The sequence below is a fragment of the Paenibacillus sp. FSL W7-1332 genome, assembly GCF_037969785.1.
Classification (GTDB): Bacteria; Bacillota; Bacilli; order Paenibacillales; family Paenibacillaceae; genus Paenibacillus_AQ.
Map to the genome: position 1 here is coordinate 4,955,959 of NZ_CP150209.1, position 14,519 is coordinate 4,970,477.

The window sequence follows — 14,519 nt, forward strand, 5'->3', positions numbered from 1 at the left end:
GGTCTAAATCCTATTCTGTTACCAGATGAGTACGGAGGAACCCCATGTTAATCCTCCGCCAAAACCAACCATCAACACCTTGTCTCCTTCTTTCAGGCGACCGGATTCCTGTGCTTCGACAAGAGCCAGCGGCACGGAAGCGGCTGAGGTATTGGCGTATTTATCAACATTGATTACGACCTTCTCTTCCGGAAGCTCCAAGCGCTCCATGGCAGACTTAATGATCCGGATGTTGGCTTGATGAGGAATGAATAAGTCGATATCCTTTTTGTCGATGCCTGCTTTGGACAATACGGCTTCCGTGGCAGATCCCATCACCCGTACCGCAAATTTGAACACTTCGCGGCCGTTCATATAAATAAAGTGTTTATTCGTATTAATCGTTTCGGCGGAAGCCGGCAATCTCGAACCGCCTGCCTCAATGTACAGATGTGCTCCGCCCGCACCTTCAGCACCCAGATCAAAGGCCTGGAACCCGCGGCCTTCCGGCACTTCACCGACAATCGCCGCGCCGGCACCGTCGCCGAACAGGACGCAGGTATTGCGGTCGGTGTAGTCCGTAATGCGGGACAGGCAGTCTACCCCGATCACCAATGCGTTGTTGTACATGCCCGTCTTCACGAAATTTGTAGCTGTTGCCAGACCGTATACAAATCCCGAGCAAGCCGCCGACAGGTCAAATGCTGCCGCTTTTTTGGCACCAAGCCGATCCTGGAGCAAACATGCGGTGGAGGGAAAGAACATATCCGGCGTAATCGTCGCCACAATAATCAATTCCAGATCCTCGGCGTTCATTCCGGCGGATTTCAACGCGTTCACAGCAGCATGATAAGCTAAATCCGACGTCGCTTCGTTCGGAGCGGCAATATGTCGTTCCCGGATTCCCGTCATCGAGACAATCCATTCATCGCTTGTATCTACCATTTTCTCCAAATCATGATTTGACAATATTTTCTCAGGTACGTATTTGCCTGTGCCAATAATACCGACCGGACGCAAATTGTTCATTTCCTCACTCACTTCCCGCTGATTTCATTCGAAATACTTTCTACCAATCGGTTCTGCAGCGCCGTCCGCGCTTGGCGAACCCCATTCTTGATGGCGTTCGCATCCGACGAACCATGGCTCTTAACGACCAGACCGCTCAGACCAAGCAAAGGTGCTCCGCCATGCTCCTTATAATCGAGCGTTGATTTCAGGCTGCGAAGCTCCGGCATCATCAAGGCGGCGGCCATCTTGGTCTTAAGCGACTTGCTGAACTGCTCCTTCAACAGCGAAAAGAGCGCACCAGCCGTTCCTTCAATCGATTTCAACAAAATATTGCCCGAGAACCCGTCACATACGAGCACATCGCAAACCCCGTTCATGACATCGCGGGACTCGACGTTTCCAACAAAATGGATAGGCAGCTCCTCCAGTAACGGATAAGCATGCTTCGTCAATTCATTCCCCTTGCCCGGCTCGGTACCGACATTTAACAGCCCGACCCGCGGTTTGGTGATTCCGTGCACCTTCTCGCGATACAGACTGCCCATTAGTGCGTACTGCTGCAGATGCTCAGGCTTCGAATCCATGTTCGCTCCGAGATCCAAGGCGAGCATCCCCTTGCCGTCGAGCGTAGGAATCATAGGCGCAAGCGCAGGACGCTCAATCCCCTTCATCCTGCCAACGACCAGCAACCCGGTCGTCATGAGGGCTCCTGTATTGCCAGCCGAGATCATGGCATCGGCTTCACCTTCGCGAATCATCCGTCCCGCCACAACCATCGAAGCATCCTTCTTCCGGCGGACCGCCTTAACCGGCTCATCCTCCGCTTCAATGACTTCACTTGCATGAACCACCTTCAGATTGGACGGCTTGTCCTTCAGCAGCGTTCCAATCTGCGCTTCATCCCCAACGAGAATGATCTCGGTATCGCTCCATTCCCGTGCCGCAATGAGAGCGCCCTCGACGTTACTCTGGGGGGCATTGTCGCCGCCCATTGCATCAATCGCAATTCTCATGCCAAACTTCCTCCTTTACTTATGTCATTCTCCTGCAGATCGGTAGATTACGAAATTCCCCTGAAACACCATTTCATCAGCGACATAAGTAAACACTTCCACCTTGGCCTTCCCCTTCTGGCCGGCAATGGACCTAACGTAGGCTTTGGCAATGCATTTCTCGCCGAGACGAACCTGTCTCAAAAACCGTATATCCGCTGAAGACGTCAATGCGATTTCTTCATTGATTACGGCGATGGCAAGTGAATTGGCTTGAGCGAACACATAATGCCCACGGGCAATCCGCGTTTTGCTGAATACATGTTCCTCACGGATTTCAAATATCGATATCCCGCTCTTGTCCAACTGCAAGTCAACGACATCCCCGATTACCTCTTCGAGCGACAAGGAACGAACCTGGTCATAGGAATGCTCCGCCATCTGCTTCATTCGCTCACGAAGCTCCGGGATGCCAAGTTCCATACGGTCAAGGCGTATCGTCTGAATGCTCACTTTAAGCTGGCGAGTCAACTCGCGGTCTGTAACAAAGGGATTCTCGTCGATCAGCTGAATCAGCCGCTGGTGACGGTCTTTCTTGGATAAACGATCGATGACGAAACAACTCCTTCTGCCGCTATGAAAGCCGCCATTCTTCAAACATATATATGTAAATTAGTCGCAAATATTAGAACCTGGTACTAATGTTAAGTATAAATCATGTCACGTCAAAAAGAAAGGGGGGCTTCAGACAAAAAAAATAGCACCTCACCAAAGATGAAGTACTACTTATTTAAAAACTATTGTTTGATGATCTCTCTTGCCTTATACGTTCCGCATACTTTACATACGCGATGAGCAAGCTTCAATTCTCCACATTGCTCGCATTTCACCATGCCTGGCACAGCCAGCTTAAAATGAGTACGACGCTTGTCACGACGTGTTTTGGACGTTCTACGTTGAGGTACTGCCATGTTCCCACCTCCTTATCAGTTCAACCCGCTGAACGGGTGCCATATCCATCATCATTTAAAGAAGTCCTTCAGACCGGCTAGCCTAGGATCGATCACTTCCGTATCGCAGTCGCACGTGCCTTCATTCAGGTCCTTGCCGCAATTCGGGCAGAGTCCCTTGCAGTCGGCTTTACATACCGGAGCTAGCGGCAGGTGGAGCAAAAATGCTTCTTCTACATAGGGAGTGAGATCCACACTCTCACCTTGCACGTATGTAGTGTCATCATTCTCATCCTGAATGGATTCAGGATCTTCCACCGGCTGGAATACTTCATGAAAAGGGATGTGCACATGTTCGCTGATCGGCTTCAGGCAGCGGGAGCAATTCATCTCCAGCTCGCCTTGCAATCGTCCACGAACATCCACCGTACCAGAAACCGATGGGATTGCTGTCAAATCCACGTCTAATGGCTGAACAGCAATGATATCCTTGCGGTCCTTAACGGCATTGCTTACATCCACGGTTTGATGGAACTGTAACGGTTGATCGCTGGTTGTCAATTTACGAAATTGAATTAGCATATCCATCACTCCAAACAAACAAAGATTATTATACCGATTCCCAAAGAGTTTTGTCAACAGGATAACCCTAACAACCTCTTTATTGTTACCCGATATTTCTCTTCATACTACCAGAATTACAACTCTCCCGGGGGATGCGCTTATTGTTGCAGGATCGTCATGTAATTATGTTATATTCTAATCAAGGAGTTGAAACGAATGAAGACGGTTGGCATTGTCGTTGAATATAATCCCTTACATAACGGTCATGTATTGCATTATCGCAAATCCAAAGAAGTCACGGGGGCAGATGCCGTCGTTGCGGTGATGAGCGGTCCGTTTCTCCAGCGCGGCGAGCCTGCCATCGCAAGCAAGCGTGCACGGGCGGAAATGGCCCTTGCCATGGGAGTTGACCTGTGTCTCGAGCTGCCGGTAACCTATGCCGTGCAGCCTGCGGAATGGTTCGCGTACGGTGCGATTGCCATTCTGGAGGCTACGGGCGTAGTGGATTGCCTTTCCTTCGGATCCGAAAGCGGTACGCTGGAGCAGATTCTGCCGTTGTCCCGTTCGCTCGCCAACGAATCCGGCGAGCTTCAATCCGAAATCGAAAAGCGCCTCCGGGAAGGCATGAACTTCCCATCCGCTTACGGCGCTGCCGCTGCTGCCCTATTCGGTGAGTCCGAACCGGCGATTGCCCATTTGCAAGAGCTGCTCACGCAGCCGAACAATTCCTTGGGCCTGCACTATCTAATCGCTCTAGAGCGCCTGGGAAGCCGCATTACACCCTACACCATACCAAGGGAAAACGCACAGTACCATGATCCCTTGCCGGGAGCGTCGTCCATTGCCAGCGCAACCGCCATCCGCAACATCATACTTTCACAGGGACTGGAAGCCGCCAGACCCTATATGCCGGAATTCACGCACAGCATCATGGAGCGGGAAATCAAGAGCGGACGAGCTCCCGTCCATTGGGAGCAGTTTCGCCAGCCGCTGTTTCAAACCCTGCTCACGCATACGCCCGCGCAGCTTGAAGGCCTTCTCGAAGTGACCGAAGGCTTGGAGCACCGTGTTCAGCGCTCGCTATTTCAGCTGGAGCAGCCGACGGTTGACGCCCTCCTGGAAGCGTTGAAGACCAAGCGCTATACGCGAACCAAGCTTCAGCGCATGCTGCTGCACATCATGCTGAATCATGACAAGGCATCGATGAATCGCGAAGAGCTGGCGAAAGGTCCGGGATATATCCGGGTCCTCGGCTTCAGCGAGACAGGGCGTTCTCTGCTGAAACGAATGAAACACAGCGCCTCCCTCCCCGTCATTCACAAGCCGGCCAAGCTGGAGCATCCTCAGCTGGAGAGGGACCTGATGGCAGCCGCCGTTTATGCCAACGGGCAACCTATGCCTGATATGCGCCACTACTACGGCGATTACCTGCTGCCGCCGCTCACCCCTTAGGCGGCAGCTCCTCCAGATACTCCACTGCGTCTTGCAGGTCCTCGACCGGGATCAGCTTCATGTCCGTTTTGATCCGGTCCGCACGCTTCTTGGCTTCATCATAATTTTTTTGCGGCACAAAAAAGATATCCGCTTCCTTCCGATCAGCAGCCACGATCTTGTGCTTCACGCCGCCGATGGGGCCTACGGCGCCTGATTTATCAATAGTACCCGTTCCGGCGACCCGGTAACCTTTGCTCAAATCACCATCGGTGAGTTGGTTATATATTTCAAGAGTAAAGATCAGTCCGGCTGACGGCCCACCGATATTGGTATCCGCAAAATGAATGGTGTGATCGGGATCGGCCGGTTCCACGCTTTGCATCGTGGCAATCATGACGCCTAATCCCGGACGCTCCGCTCCTGTCTTCTCATCCTTAATGCTCACAAGCTGAACCTGTTCCTTAACGGTTTTCCCTTTGCGTTCAAGCTCCACGGATACCACTTCCCCGATGCTTTTCCCGCCTAACAGGCTGGCAATTTTCTCATTATCCTCTGCCGGCTGCCCATCGATCTTGATCAATTTATCGCCAGGCCGGAAATGCTCGGCATTAACAGAATTCTCGGAGATCGACATCACGAATACATAAGCAGGCTCGATGCTGTAGTCAATTCCTGCTTCCTGATAGGCGGCTTCCATTGCAGACGACTGGGAAGAGTTCATGTAATACACTTGTGTGGCTGCATACTCATCCTTGCTCTGATCGCCCATTTTCTCAGCTTTTTTCACAACCTCCGCATTCGGGTTAAACGCAGACATCATCAACAACGCCATATTGGCATAGCTTGCCGACACGGTTGTCATCATAAAAGTGCCCTCTTCCGCCGGATCGCCCTTCTCGACATTGATCATGGGACGAACCTCTTCGGCACTCCCCGGCTGGTATACGAGATAAGGGGTCGGCATATAAACGACAACGTACAGCATGACCCCGACCATTAACAAATACAGCGCAATTTTTAAGCCATTCGGTTTTACAGACTTCTTCATGTGGTTCCCTTCCCTCCGCCTTATATATCCAGCCTTCCACCAAGTTTGGTCTGACGGTTGTCTCCTTTGCATAAAGTTGTACTAGCCATGTTTACGCTGAAAGGAGATTCCTTATGAATAAAGACAACGCCGTCAAGTCATCAAACGGGCTGTGGAACACCATCCTGCTGGGTGCCGCCGCTTTCCTGCTTGTACTGGCTGTCGTCAGCGCGCCCGAACCTGCCTTCCAAGCCACCCTGCAAGCACTTAAGCTATGGTGGAATATCGTATTTCCCGCTTTGCTGCCTTTTCTCGTACTGGTGGAAATACTCATCGCCTATGGCTGGGCCCATGGAGTTGGCATACTGCTGGACCCTTTGATGAAAAAAATATTCAAACTTCCCGGTGCTGGCGGCTGGGTTCTTATAACAGGAATGACGGCCGGGTTTCCGGCAGGAGCGCAGGCCGCCTCCCGAATGTATACACAAGGCGAGCTTCGCGCCATGGATGCCGGAAGGCTCGCCGCTATATCCCATTTCTGTAATCCAATGACCATTCTCGTTGTCATCGGAACCGGCCTCCTTCATAAACCGGAGGCTGGGTATCTGCTGCTGATCGTTCATTGGATTTCCGGACTGCTAGCCGCTTGGATATTCGGACTCTTCCATAAACCGGTTTCATCAGAAGACACACGACGATTTAATTCAACTCTACACACAGTACGGACAAGGGAAAGCGCCCAACGCCCCCTTCTTAAAAGGGCAGCGACTGCGGCGCTGGAGGCCCATCAACGGGATGGGCGGAGCTTTGGCAAATTACTGGGCGATTCCGTTACCCGTTCAGTTCAAACTTTAATGATGACAGGCGGCTTTATCTTGTTCTTCGCCGTCCTGACCAGAGTATTGACCGGTCACCTGCTGCCGCAGCTTCCACCCTATCTTGTATCCGGAATATTGGAGGCCCATCTGGCAGCCCAGTCCATCAGCTCCTCGGCATTCCAAGCTGGAATTTTACAGCTGGCCATACTGTCCGCCGCACTTGCGTGGAGCGGAATCAGCGCTCAGCTGCAAAGCCTGTCGCTCATGCGGGAAACCGGTCTCTCTTGGCGTTACTTTATGATGAAGCGAGCCCTGCATTCCATGCTCGCCTTTGCGATTACACTGGCAATGTGGAAGCCGGTCAGCGCCCTTTCAGCAGGCATCGTACCGGCTTTCCGAACAGAACCGCTGGATCACGCCAATACGGATCAGCACTTCAACTTTTGGAGCGGATTGCCTTCATTCTTGCAGGTTCAAGGCGCGATCTGCTTATTATTGATAGCGGCGTTCTGGCTGTGTTCCCGTCTTATTGACCGTTATCGCCGCTAAATTTACGGCGCATCGCGGCATGGACCTCGGGGCTAACCAGATCCGTGGTGTCTCCATTAAAATGAGCGATTTCCTTAACAAGACTTGAGCTAAGGAACGAATATTTCGGGTGCGTCATCATGAAGATCGTCTCGGCATCCGGATTCAGCTTGTGATTGGTGGATGCCAGCTGAAGTTCATATTCAAAGTCGGTCACCGTGCGGATCCCCCGTACGATGACCTGGGCATTCTTCTGACGGATATAATTCGCCAGAAGGTCACGAAAGCTGTCGATTTCCACATTCGGAAGATGTGCGGTTTCCTGTTTTAAGAGATCCTTGCGCTCTTCAATCGTGAACAGCGGGTTCTTGCTTAAGTTATTCAACACGGCCACAATCAGCAGATCAAACTGCTTGGAAGCGCGTGTAATGATATCCATATGTCCCATGGTGACCGGATCAAAGCTTCCCGGATATACGGCAACTCGGTATGTACTAGTATTCTCATTTGTCATCTTGTAATTCCTCCTCATCAAGCTCTGGCGCTTGATCTTGCGCTGTGTCGTAACGATATATCGATATGGCGGTTTCTCCGTATTTCGCCGTCCGGAAACAACAAAAATCACCAAACTTCTCAGGATAATTGTAACTTGATTCGTATTCCAATACCACCACAGCTGAATCCTGCAGCAAACCTCGCTCTGCCATATCCAGCATCAGCTCGTCACCATTCTTAAACCTGTATGGCGGGTCCAAAAAGACCAGATCGAACTTGTAGCCGCGCTTTTCAAGCGCTTTAAGCGCTCGTCCCGCATCGTTGCGGTACACCTCAGCGCTATCTTCAAGTCTGGCCGCCTTCAAATTATCCTTGATCGTACTGATGCTCTTCGGTTCAACATCAATAAAAACAGCACGATCCATCCCCCTGCTTAAAGCCTCAATGCCAAGGCCTCCCGTGCCTGCGAACAGGTCTAGCAGGGCGCCCCCCTCAAAGTAAGGGCCGATCATACTGAATATGGATTCTTTCACTTTATCCGTCGTCGGACGGGTGCTTGTACCAGGCACACTTTTGAGCGGCCGGCCCTTTGCACTTCCGGATACTACTCTCACTGCTTCATTCACCCGTTTCATTATCTATAAATTAATTGCCAAGACAACGCCATTGACAGTGATTATCGTAACACAATCATCCCATATATGAAAAACGAAACATAATGTCTCGCCATTTTTTTTCAAAGCCATGTATATTTCTACCACAGCCGGGCATCCTTGAAATATCGACATCAATGAATGTCGTAGACAACCGCGGAGAAGACTTACGTTTCCCCATAAGCTCTTCGTCCGGTTTCTCCTCTCCCATGAGGGAATCTCTTCGGAGGTTCCCGAACTAAATCCCTGTAACGGCAACGTTTATTACAGGGATTTAGTTCTTTTTTTATGTTGAGCCGCTAAACGAGATGAGCGGCTTTTTGTCATATCAATTGCTGCTTCTAGTCAGACGATGCACTTACCTGTGTAAAAATGCATAACCATTCCCTCTCAGCAAACGTTCTAACAATAAAGGGCATGATGGGGGGGAACAAGTGATGAACTTGTTTTTATATGCAGGATTGGCTTGCCTCTTGGTCACAGGGCTTCTATCCGGAATGTTTACTACGGGATACCAACAAAGAGGCAACTTCTATGCTGATTCCAAGGAAGACCGCGCATCTAAAAGGAAAGTAGCCAACGGTTTCTTTTTAGCCGGTTTCGTATTTCTTGCGGTCGCCGGCATTGTGTATTTGTTCCGCTAGGGTTGACACTGTGAACATTTGCTCGCGACCCGGCGCACGAATAGTGGGACAAAGACACCCATTTCAAGGGGAGGAACTGATTCATGAATCGTTTCATTAGCCATGAAGATACAGAAATAGAACGAACGAGAATGAAATATGCCTGGATCGCTTTAATCTCTTTTCTTACGTTCAGGAAATTCGCCATAATCGAAACAGTGAAGAATGATTTATACGCGGCTTTATTGCTGTTGAGAGGAACTGATATTACATAATCAAGTTTCTGCCACCTATATTCCCCTCCGTAGTTCCTTAACTAAACACCATTAGGTCGAGACAGTTCATCGAACTATCGCGAGTTCAACCGGACCAGACGTCCCCGGATATCGGAGGGCGTTTTTAATTGCAGGAATAACTCCGATTTTGTCGAATCAATATAGCTGTTTGAAAAATATTCCTAATTGTAGAGTGAAGAGAGGTCATGTAAGTGAGAAGAACGTTGTATGTTCTCGCATTGTTTACCATGCTGGCGGGACTTGGTTTTGCAGGCAGCACGACGCACGGGATCGCTTCTGCCGAAGAGTCCAGGCTCCAGATCAGCGACATTGCGGGAAGGAACACCTACCTGATGAGCGATGGCTCCATGTGGTCCCTGATCGACGGACGACATGCCATACGGACGCCGGGTAAAGTTGCAGCCATCAGCGGTTATGAATACGGAGGCATCGGTATGACGCAGGATGGACGATTAGTGGAATGGGATATCGGCAAGGGACCCGAGGTCGTTCCGGGAACAAGCGGAGTGAAGCAGATAGCGGGTTCCTACTGGCTGAAGTCGGACGGCACCGTATGGGGCGGCTCGGAAAAAGCAAAAAACCTCAGCGTCATTTTGCTTATCGCCAATGCGGATCAAGAATTTGCCGCCTTGTCCTCAAACGGGGAGCTGCTATTAGAGGATAACTACAAAAAGGGACATTTCAAGAAGCTCGGTATCGTGGAAAACCCGGTCGGGGTCAAATCCATGACGGTTCACAGCGGGCGTGTTGCCCTATTGCGTGACAACGGTGACGTGGTGGTATACGAAACGTCCAACTTTGATGATAACGGGCGCATCATCCCGGTTACCGTCGCCCAGAACGCAGCACATATCGTTTATGCATCCAATGAGCCGACGGATCTTCTGATTGTGACGCTCCAAGATGGAACCGTATGGACAACCGGAGTGTATAAAGACCGCTGGAAGCTCAAGGAGCAGGTCTCCGGACTAAGCGGGATCGTAAGAACCTCAATTTACGGAAATGCCGAGGATCTGTCGGAGGGGTTCTATGCTCAGCGTTCTGACGGAAGCTGGATACATCACACGAACGGGCAGAACAAATCGGTTGATGTGCCTGTCGTTAAGGCCTTATCAGTTTCGATATCCGATGCCAAGCCTTATGTAGGGGATACCCTTGAAGTCAGTGTCCAGGAGACTTACACGAACGGGGCCAAGATCAAAGTGCCGGTTAAAGATGCCTTGATCGATATAGAGAAGCCTTATCTGATGAACATACAGAAGAACGGAATACTGAAGTCTGCGGGCGTTGGCAAGACACAGATTACGGTAACCTCGGGCGGTTTGTCCAAATCGATAACGGTATCGTCCAGCCTGCGCAACAATTTGAAATATGCGAAACAAGTTAACGAGAATATTATGGTGCCGGCCAAATCCGTCATCCAGGCACTGGGCGGCACCTATTCGGCCAAAAACGGATCCGTGGAGGCCAAGTTTGGAGAGACCGTGCTCTTGCTCACGGCAGGCAGCAACCAGGCCAAGCTGAATGGCAGCCCGCTGCGCTTGAAGGCAGCTCCGATGACCGACAAAGGCGAACTGCTAATTCCAGCTTCCGTGTTATCCGATGTTCTGGGCGCGAAAATCGGCTGGGAAGCCAAGTGGAAACAAGCGAATATCTCCTTCGGGAGCGATGCAGTCATGACCGTTGTTTCCAATGAGACGGCTGGCTTGATTAAAAAAGCGATGCAGGGCAGCTTGGTTAAATTTATTGGTCGAACGTATTGGGTGAATGATTTCGAAGACTTGGAACGCTTCTCGAAATTGACGGTAACCGACATTTTGCCGGATGACAAAGGCGAATTCAATGTGATTTTCAAAACGGCTTCTGGAAAAACAGTGAAAAGCTATCCTATGCGGTCTTCGGAAGTAATGCAGCTGTTTGCGGACCGATCTTCCCTATTAAATTACGACCCTTACCAAAAATACAAATGGTCCGCATCGGTCTGGAAACAGATTAAAGCAGGCCAGGTTTCCCTCGGGATGACCAAAGAACAGGTGCAGCTGTCATGGGGAAATCCGGCGGCCAAGGACATTACCACCGGCGGCGGGAAAACCATTGAAACCTGGGGGTACTCGAATTTTGATATCGTATCTTTCGTTAACGGTAAGGTTATATTGATTATGATGTAGCATGAGTAGCACACCGGGGACAGAGGATGGACCCGGGTCCATATTCGTTCTCCCAAAAACAGACCACTCTTCTCGAGCGGTCTGTTTTTTTGGAGATTATTCTCATATGAGGTTAAACGTTAAACGATATTCATGACAAATCATTCACGCCGATACTCCCTTCATCATGAACAAGACCGCCCTAAGAAGAGGCCATGCCTCTTTTGGACGGTCTGTCGTTGTGACTGCTCAAGGTGCTCGGTAATTACTTATTGATTCAATTGGTTTGTTCGCTCAAAAGACGGATTAGATAAATGCGCGAGTAATGATCACCAACAAGATGAATAATACCAAAATAGCACCTACAGAAGAGCCATATCCATAGCCGCCGTAACCTTCTCCTACTCCGCTCACATGAATCCCTCCTTTTTTGAACATACCACATGTTATGTCGGTTCCGCTCAAATGAACTGGGCTGCCGCCTGTTCGGGATAAGATTAATGAATTGGCCCATGCATTCGAAAATCCCGGATACGACTATAGAGCATCACCCTTGATTCCCATATGAAAGAGGCATGGTGTAACGGTCGTTTACCACACCTCATGCGATCACTTATTGTCTATACCTGCGAAAGCTGTTCTTTTTCATCCCGCTCGGTGTCAGGATCTGAATATACAATTCTCCTGCGGCGATCGACCAAACCTTCTTCGCCCAACTCACGGTATTTGCGCATCCACACTTTCAGCCGTCCGATATCAGATATTTGTAAGGCCGATGCCACTTCTTTCTTAGTCATGCCCTCCAGCCGCATGGCGACTGCCTTTTTCTTCGTTTCAAAACTGTAATGATGGAATATTTGTCCCTTTTTCGCCATGATTATCACCTCTTTACTACCTTTATCGGCTATCATCGACCTTCTTTCAATACCTATGGCCTATTCCGACATGCGCATGTATTCAAGGTCTATGGAACCGATCGTATTTCCACCTAAATAAATCCATGTTATGGTATAATTTGTGTTACAACTTCACATAGAAATTGAGGGATCCCTTTTGTTTAAACTCATCATTTTTGGATTTCTGTTCTACATCTTCGGTAATCCGATTACGGCGATCCTGGTGCTGCTGCTCATCGTGTATGTGCTGGACCGCCGCTTCGTCGGGGTATTTCCCAGCGTGACAAAGCCAATTAAGCGCGCACGTAATATTTCCAAGCTGCGCAGACAGATTGCAGTTAGCCCCAGCGACGTTTCATCAAGGCACGAGCTTGCCAGATTGCTTCTGGAGCGACGTAAGTATGGGGAAGCCTTGAAGCTCCTTGAATCCATTGAATCCAGCTTGGAGGACTCCGCCGAGTTCTGGGACGATATCGGAAACGCACGGCTGCATACCGGCAGCATACCGCAAGGGGAGTCGGATATTATCCGGGCCCTGGAGATCAACCCGAGGGTCAAATACGGCCGGCCTTATCTTAGGCTTGCCGATGCATTTCGGGATTCGGATCGGGAGAAGGCGCTCCATTATTTAGAGCAGTTCCATTCCATTCACTCTTCTTCAAGCGAAGCCTTTTATTTGCTGGGATATATGTATCAATCGCTGGGAAGGACCGAGGATGCCAAGAAGTCTTATCAGGAATCTATGGATGTATACCGGTCACTGCCGAAATACAAAAAACGGCAAGAACGCAAATGGGCCGTACGAAGCTTTTTCAGGAAATTATTATAATTAATAAGGATTACATAAATCAAAGGGCGTCCCATGGTCGAGAGACCAGGGGACACCCTTTTTTTCTTAATCATTCGATTGGTTATGCAAGCGGCTTGTACCCAAGCCGGTTTAATTGTTCCGCGATCACCCGGTACCCTCGGCCATTCGGGTGTAAACCGTCCACCGACATCAGTTCTTTCTCTCGGCCTGAAAATTGTGCGTAAATATCAGCTACTCGAAAATAACCGTCACTTAGCCCCATCAAGTGCCGATTGAACCGAATCACGTATTCCGTTGCCTCCGTCCAGGCCGGGTATGGATTATACAGACCGATAGCGCGAATAAAATAAGGTTTGCTGACCGGAGTCTTTATTTTACGGATATGTCTAATGGTATTAGCCACATGATTCTGACATCGATACAAGGCAGCATCCAGCACCTCCCGATTCGGTCGGCCTCCCGTGGACTTTACCGCACGTATCAAGTCATTCCCTCCGATCGATATCGTGATGATCTGAGCCTGCTGCAGGTGAAAGCGATACGTAGGAAGCTGAACGACCCGATCGTATAACTCATCCGAGGTTAATCCATTGACCCCGAGATTCTCATGGGCCACGAACTGGCGAAGCTTCTCCTCCGCCATCCGGCGGTATAACGGAACAAAACCGCTGCCAGGCATCGCCCCAAACCCGAAGGTCAAGGAATCGCCGACAGCGGTATAATGGTACACCAACATGTTCACCCCCTGCCCGCTCGTTACGACATTATATGAGGAGTACCCCCATTGCGAAACGGGTCTATTGTCTTGAATGGCAATTTTAATTCCACTCGAAGACGGCAAACATGCTTTGGATAAGAATAGCCTATTCTTCGGATTCCTCCACCTCGTAAATACAGCGGAATCTTTCAACACCCGGATACTTTTCTCCCAGGCTGTACACCTCAAAGCCGATACTGCGGTAGAAGTTTACGGCATCTTCGTCCGTTTCGGCAATAACTCGGGCCGGCTTAGGCTGGACCTCAAGGAGCAACTCCAAAATCAATCCTCGTCCATATCCCTTTCCCCGATTCTCCGGAAGAACGGCAAGATGCCGAATGGTAAGCTCGTCCTGGTCGACATCAAAACCGATGACTCCTAAGAGAAGACCGTCCTCTTCAAATCCAAACAACCGGCTTGGGCCCGTCTCATAAGCAGCAGCCGCCTGATCCACGGCTTCCGGATCCGGAAATACCGAGTAACTGAGCAGTTCCTTTACTTCGGGTTGCATCGCTTGCATCGTTATATCTTTAAGCAT

Annotated in this window: 18 protein-coding genes; 6 read left to right on the forward strand and 12 right to left on the reverse strand. The window is 50.0% G+C overall.

From position 1 onward, the window contains the following. Positions 1–18 precede the first annotated feature (18 nt). The 5 genes from MKX98_RS22240 to MKX98_RS22260 form a co-directional block, all read right to left on the reverse strand. Complete coding sequence (locus MKX98_RS22240; protein WP_071220040.1) at positions 19–1,008, reverse strand: beta-ketoacyl-ACP synthase III; 990 nt, start codon at positions 1,006–1,008, stop codon at positions 19–21. Positions 1,009–1,016: 8 nt separating this feature from the next. Next, positions 1,017–2,003, reverse strand: a complete 987-nt coding sequence (gene plsX / locus MKX98_RS22245) for a phosphate acyltransferase PlsX (protein WP_339218388.1) — start codon at positions 2,001–2,003, stop codon at positions 1,017–1,019. A 24-nt stretch (positions 2,004–2,027) separates the two neighbouring features. Next, entirely contained in the window at positions 2,028–2,639 is a 612-nt protein-coding gene (fapR, locus tag MKX98_RS22250) for a transcription factor FapR (protein WP_179090709.1), read from the reverse strand. A 140-nt stretch (positions 2,640–2,779) separates the two neighbouring features. Beyond that, entirely contained in the window at positions 2,780–2,953 is a 174-nt protein-coding gene (gene rpmF, locus MKX98_RS22255) for a 50S ribosomal protein L32 (RefSeq protein ID WP_006211382.1), read from the reverse strand. A 51-nt stretch (positions 2,954–3,004) separates the two neighbouring features. After that, positions 3,005–3,514 (reverse strand): DUF177 domain-containing protein, encoded by a 510-nt coding sequence (locus MKX98_RS22260; RefSeq protein ID WP_071220038.1) that lies wholly within the window; start codon positions 3,512–3,514, stop codon positions 3,005–3,007. A gap of 198 nt (positions 3,515–3,712) precedes the next feature. Between MKX98_RS22260 and MKX98_RS22265 the strand changes: the two genes are divergently transcribed. After that, positions 3,713–4,948 (forward strand): nucleotidyltransferase, encoded by a 1,236-nt coding sequence (locus MKX98_RS22265; protein WP_339218392.1) that lies wholly within the window; start codon positions 3,713–3,715, stop codon positions 4,946–4,948. Here the strand turns inward: MKX98_RS22265 and MKX98_RS22270 are convergent. Further along, on the reverse strand, positions 4,938–5,978 hold the full coding sequence (locus tag MKX98_RS22270) for a SepM family pheromone-processing serine protease (RefSeq protein ID WP_194543607.1): 1,041 nt from the start codon (positions 5,976–5,978) through the stop codon (positions 4,938–4,940). The two genes, MKX98_RS22265 and MKX98_RS22270, sit on opposite strands and share 11 nt — an antisense overlap. Positions 5,979–6,091: 113 nt before the next feature. On the opposite strand from MKX98_RS22270, the gene MKX98_RS22275 reads away from it, so the two are divergent. After that, on the forward strand, positions 6,092–7,324 hold the full coding sequence (locus MKX98_RS22275) for a nucleoside recognition domain-containing protein (protein ID WP_339218395.1): 1,233 nt from the start codon (positions 6,092–6,094) through the stop codon (positions 7,322–7,324). Here the strand turns inward: MKX98_RS22275 and coaD are convergent. Together coaD and rsmD are read right to left on the reverse strand one after the other, a co-directional pair. Next, complete coding sequence (coaD, locus tag MKX98_RS22280; protein ID WP_071220034.1) at positions 7,302–7,817, reverse strand: pantetheine-phosphate adenylyltransferase; 516 nt, start codon at positions 7,815–7,817, stop codon at positions 7,302–7,304. The genes MKX98_RS22275 and coaD overlap by 23 nt on opposite strands. Further along, positions 7,807–8,412, reverse strand: a complete 606-nt coding sequence (gene rsmD / locus MKX98_RS22285) for a 16S rRNA (guanine(966)-N(2))-methyltransferase RsmD (protein ID WP_194544876.1) — start codon at positions 8,410–8,412, stop codon at positions 7,807–7,809. Before rsmD ends, coaD begins: the two co-directional genes overlap by 11 nt. A 476-nt stretch (positions 8,413–8,888) precedes the next feature. Here rsmD and MKX98_RS22290 point away from each other — a divergent pair, with 476 nt between their 5' ends. The 3 genes from MKX98_RS22290 to MKX98_RS22300 all read left to right on the forward strand — a co-directional run bounded on the left by MKX98_RS22290 (position 8,889) and on the right by MKX98_RS22300 (position 11,538). Further along, complete coding sequence (locus MKX98_RS22290; RefSeq protein ID WP_339218398.1) at positions 8,889–9,095, forward strand: DUF5316 family protein; 207 nt, start codon at positions 8,889–8,891, stop codon at positions 9,093–9,095. 83 nt (positions 9,096–9,178) lie between these two features. Next, positions 9,179–9,349, forward strand: coding sequence for a hypothetical protein (locus MKX98_RS22295; RefSeq protein ID WP_194543610.1), 171 nt, complete (start codon positions 9,179–9,181; stop codon positions 9,347–9,349). A gap of 212 nt (positions 9,350–9,561) precedes the next feature. Then, positions 9,562–11,538, forward strand: a complete 1,977-nt coding sequence (locus MKX98_RS22300; RefSeq protein ID WP_339218400.1) for a stalk domain-containing protein — start codon at positions 9,562–9,564, stop codon at positions 11,536–11,538. A gap of 285 nt (positions 11,539–11,823) precedes the next feature. Here MKX98_RS22300 and MKX98_RS22305 read toward each other — a convergent pair whose 3' ends face one another. Both MKX98_RS22305 and MKX98_RS22310 read right to left on the reverse strand, forming a co-directional pair. Further along, the gene (locus MKX98_RS22305; RefSeq protein ID WP_233355008.1) at positions 11,824–11,931 is read right to left on the reverse strand and encodes a YjcZ family sporulation protein; all 108 of its coding nucleotides are present in this window, start codon (positions 11,929–11,931) and stop codon (positions 11,824–11,826) included. 206 nt (positions 11,932–12,137) lie between these two features. Further along, on the reverse strand, positions 12,138–12,392 hold the full coding sequence (locus tag MKX98_RS22310; protein WP_071220029.1) for a helix-turn-helix domain-containing protein: 255 nt from the start codon (positions 12,390–12,392) through the stop codon (positions 12,138–12,140). Positions 12,393–12,570: 178 nt separating this feature from the next. On the opposite strand from MKX98_RS22310, the gene MKX98_RS22315 reads away from it, so the two are divergent. After that, positions 12,571–13,242 carry a tetratricopeptide repeat protein gene (locus MKX98_RS22315; RefSeq protein ID WP_071220028.1) on the forward strand — a complete coding sequence of 224 codons (672 nt, stop codon included), beginning with the start codon at positions 12,571–12,573 and terminating at the stop codon, positions 13,240–13,242. An 82-nt stretch (positions 13,243–13,324) separates the two neighbouring features. On the opposite strand, the gene MKX98_RS22320 is transcribed toward MKX98_RS22315, so the two are convergent. Both MKX98_RS22320 and MKX98_RS22325 read right to left on the reverse strand, forming a co-directional pair. After that, positions 13,325–13,960: a GDSL-type esterase/lipase family protein gene (locus MKX98_RS22320; protein ID WP_071220027.1), complete on the reverse strand. Its 636-nt coding sequence runs from the start codon at positions 13,958–13,960 to the stop codon at positions 13,325–13,327. A 127-nt stretch (positions 13,961–14,087) separates the two neighbouring features. Then, positions 14,088–14,519, reverse strand: coding sequence for a GNAT family N-acetyltransferase (locus tag MKX98_RS22325; RefSeq protein ID WP_071220026.1), 432 nt, complete (start codon positions 14,517–14,519; stop codon positions 14,088–14,090).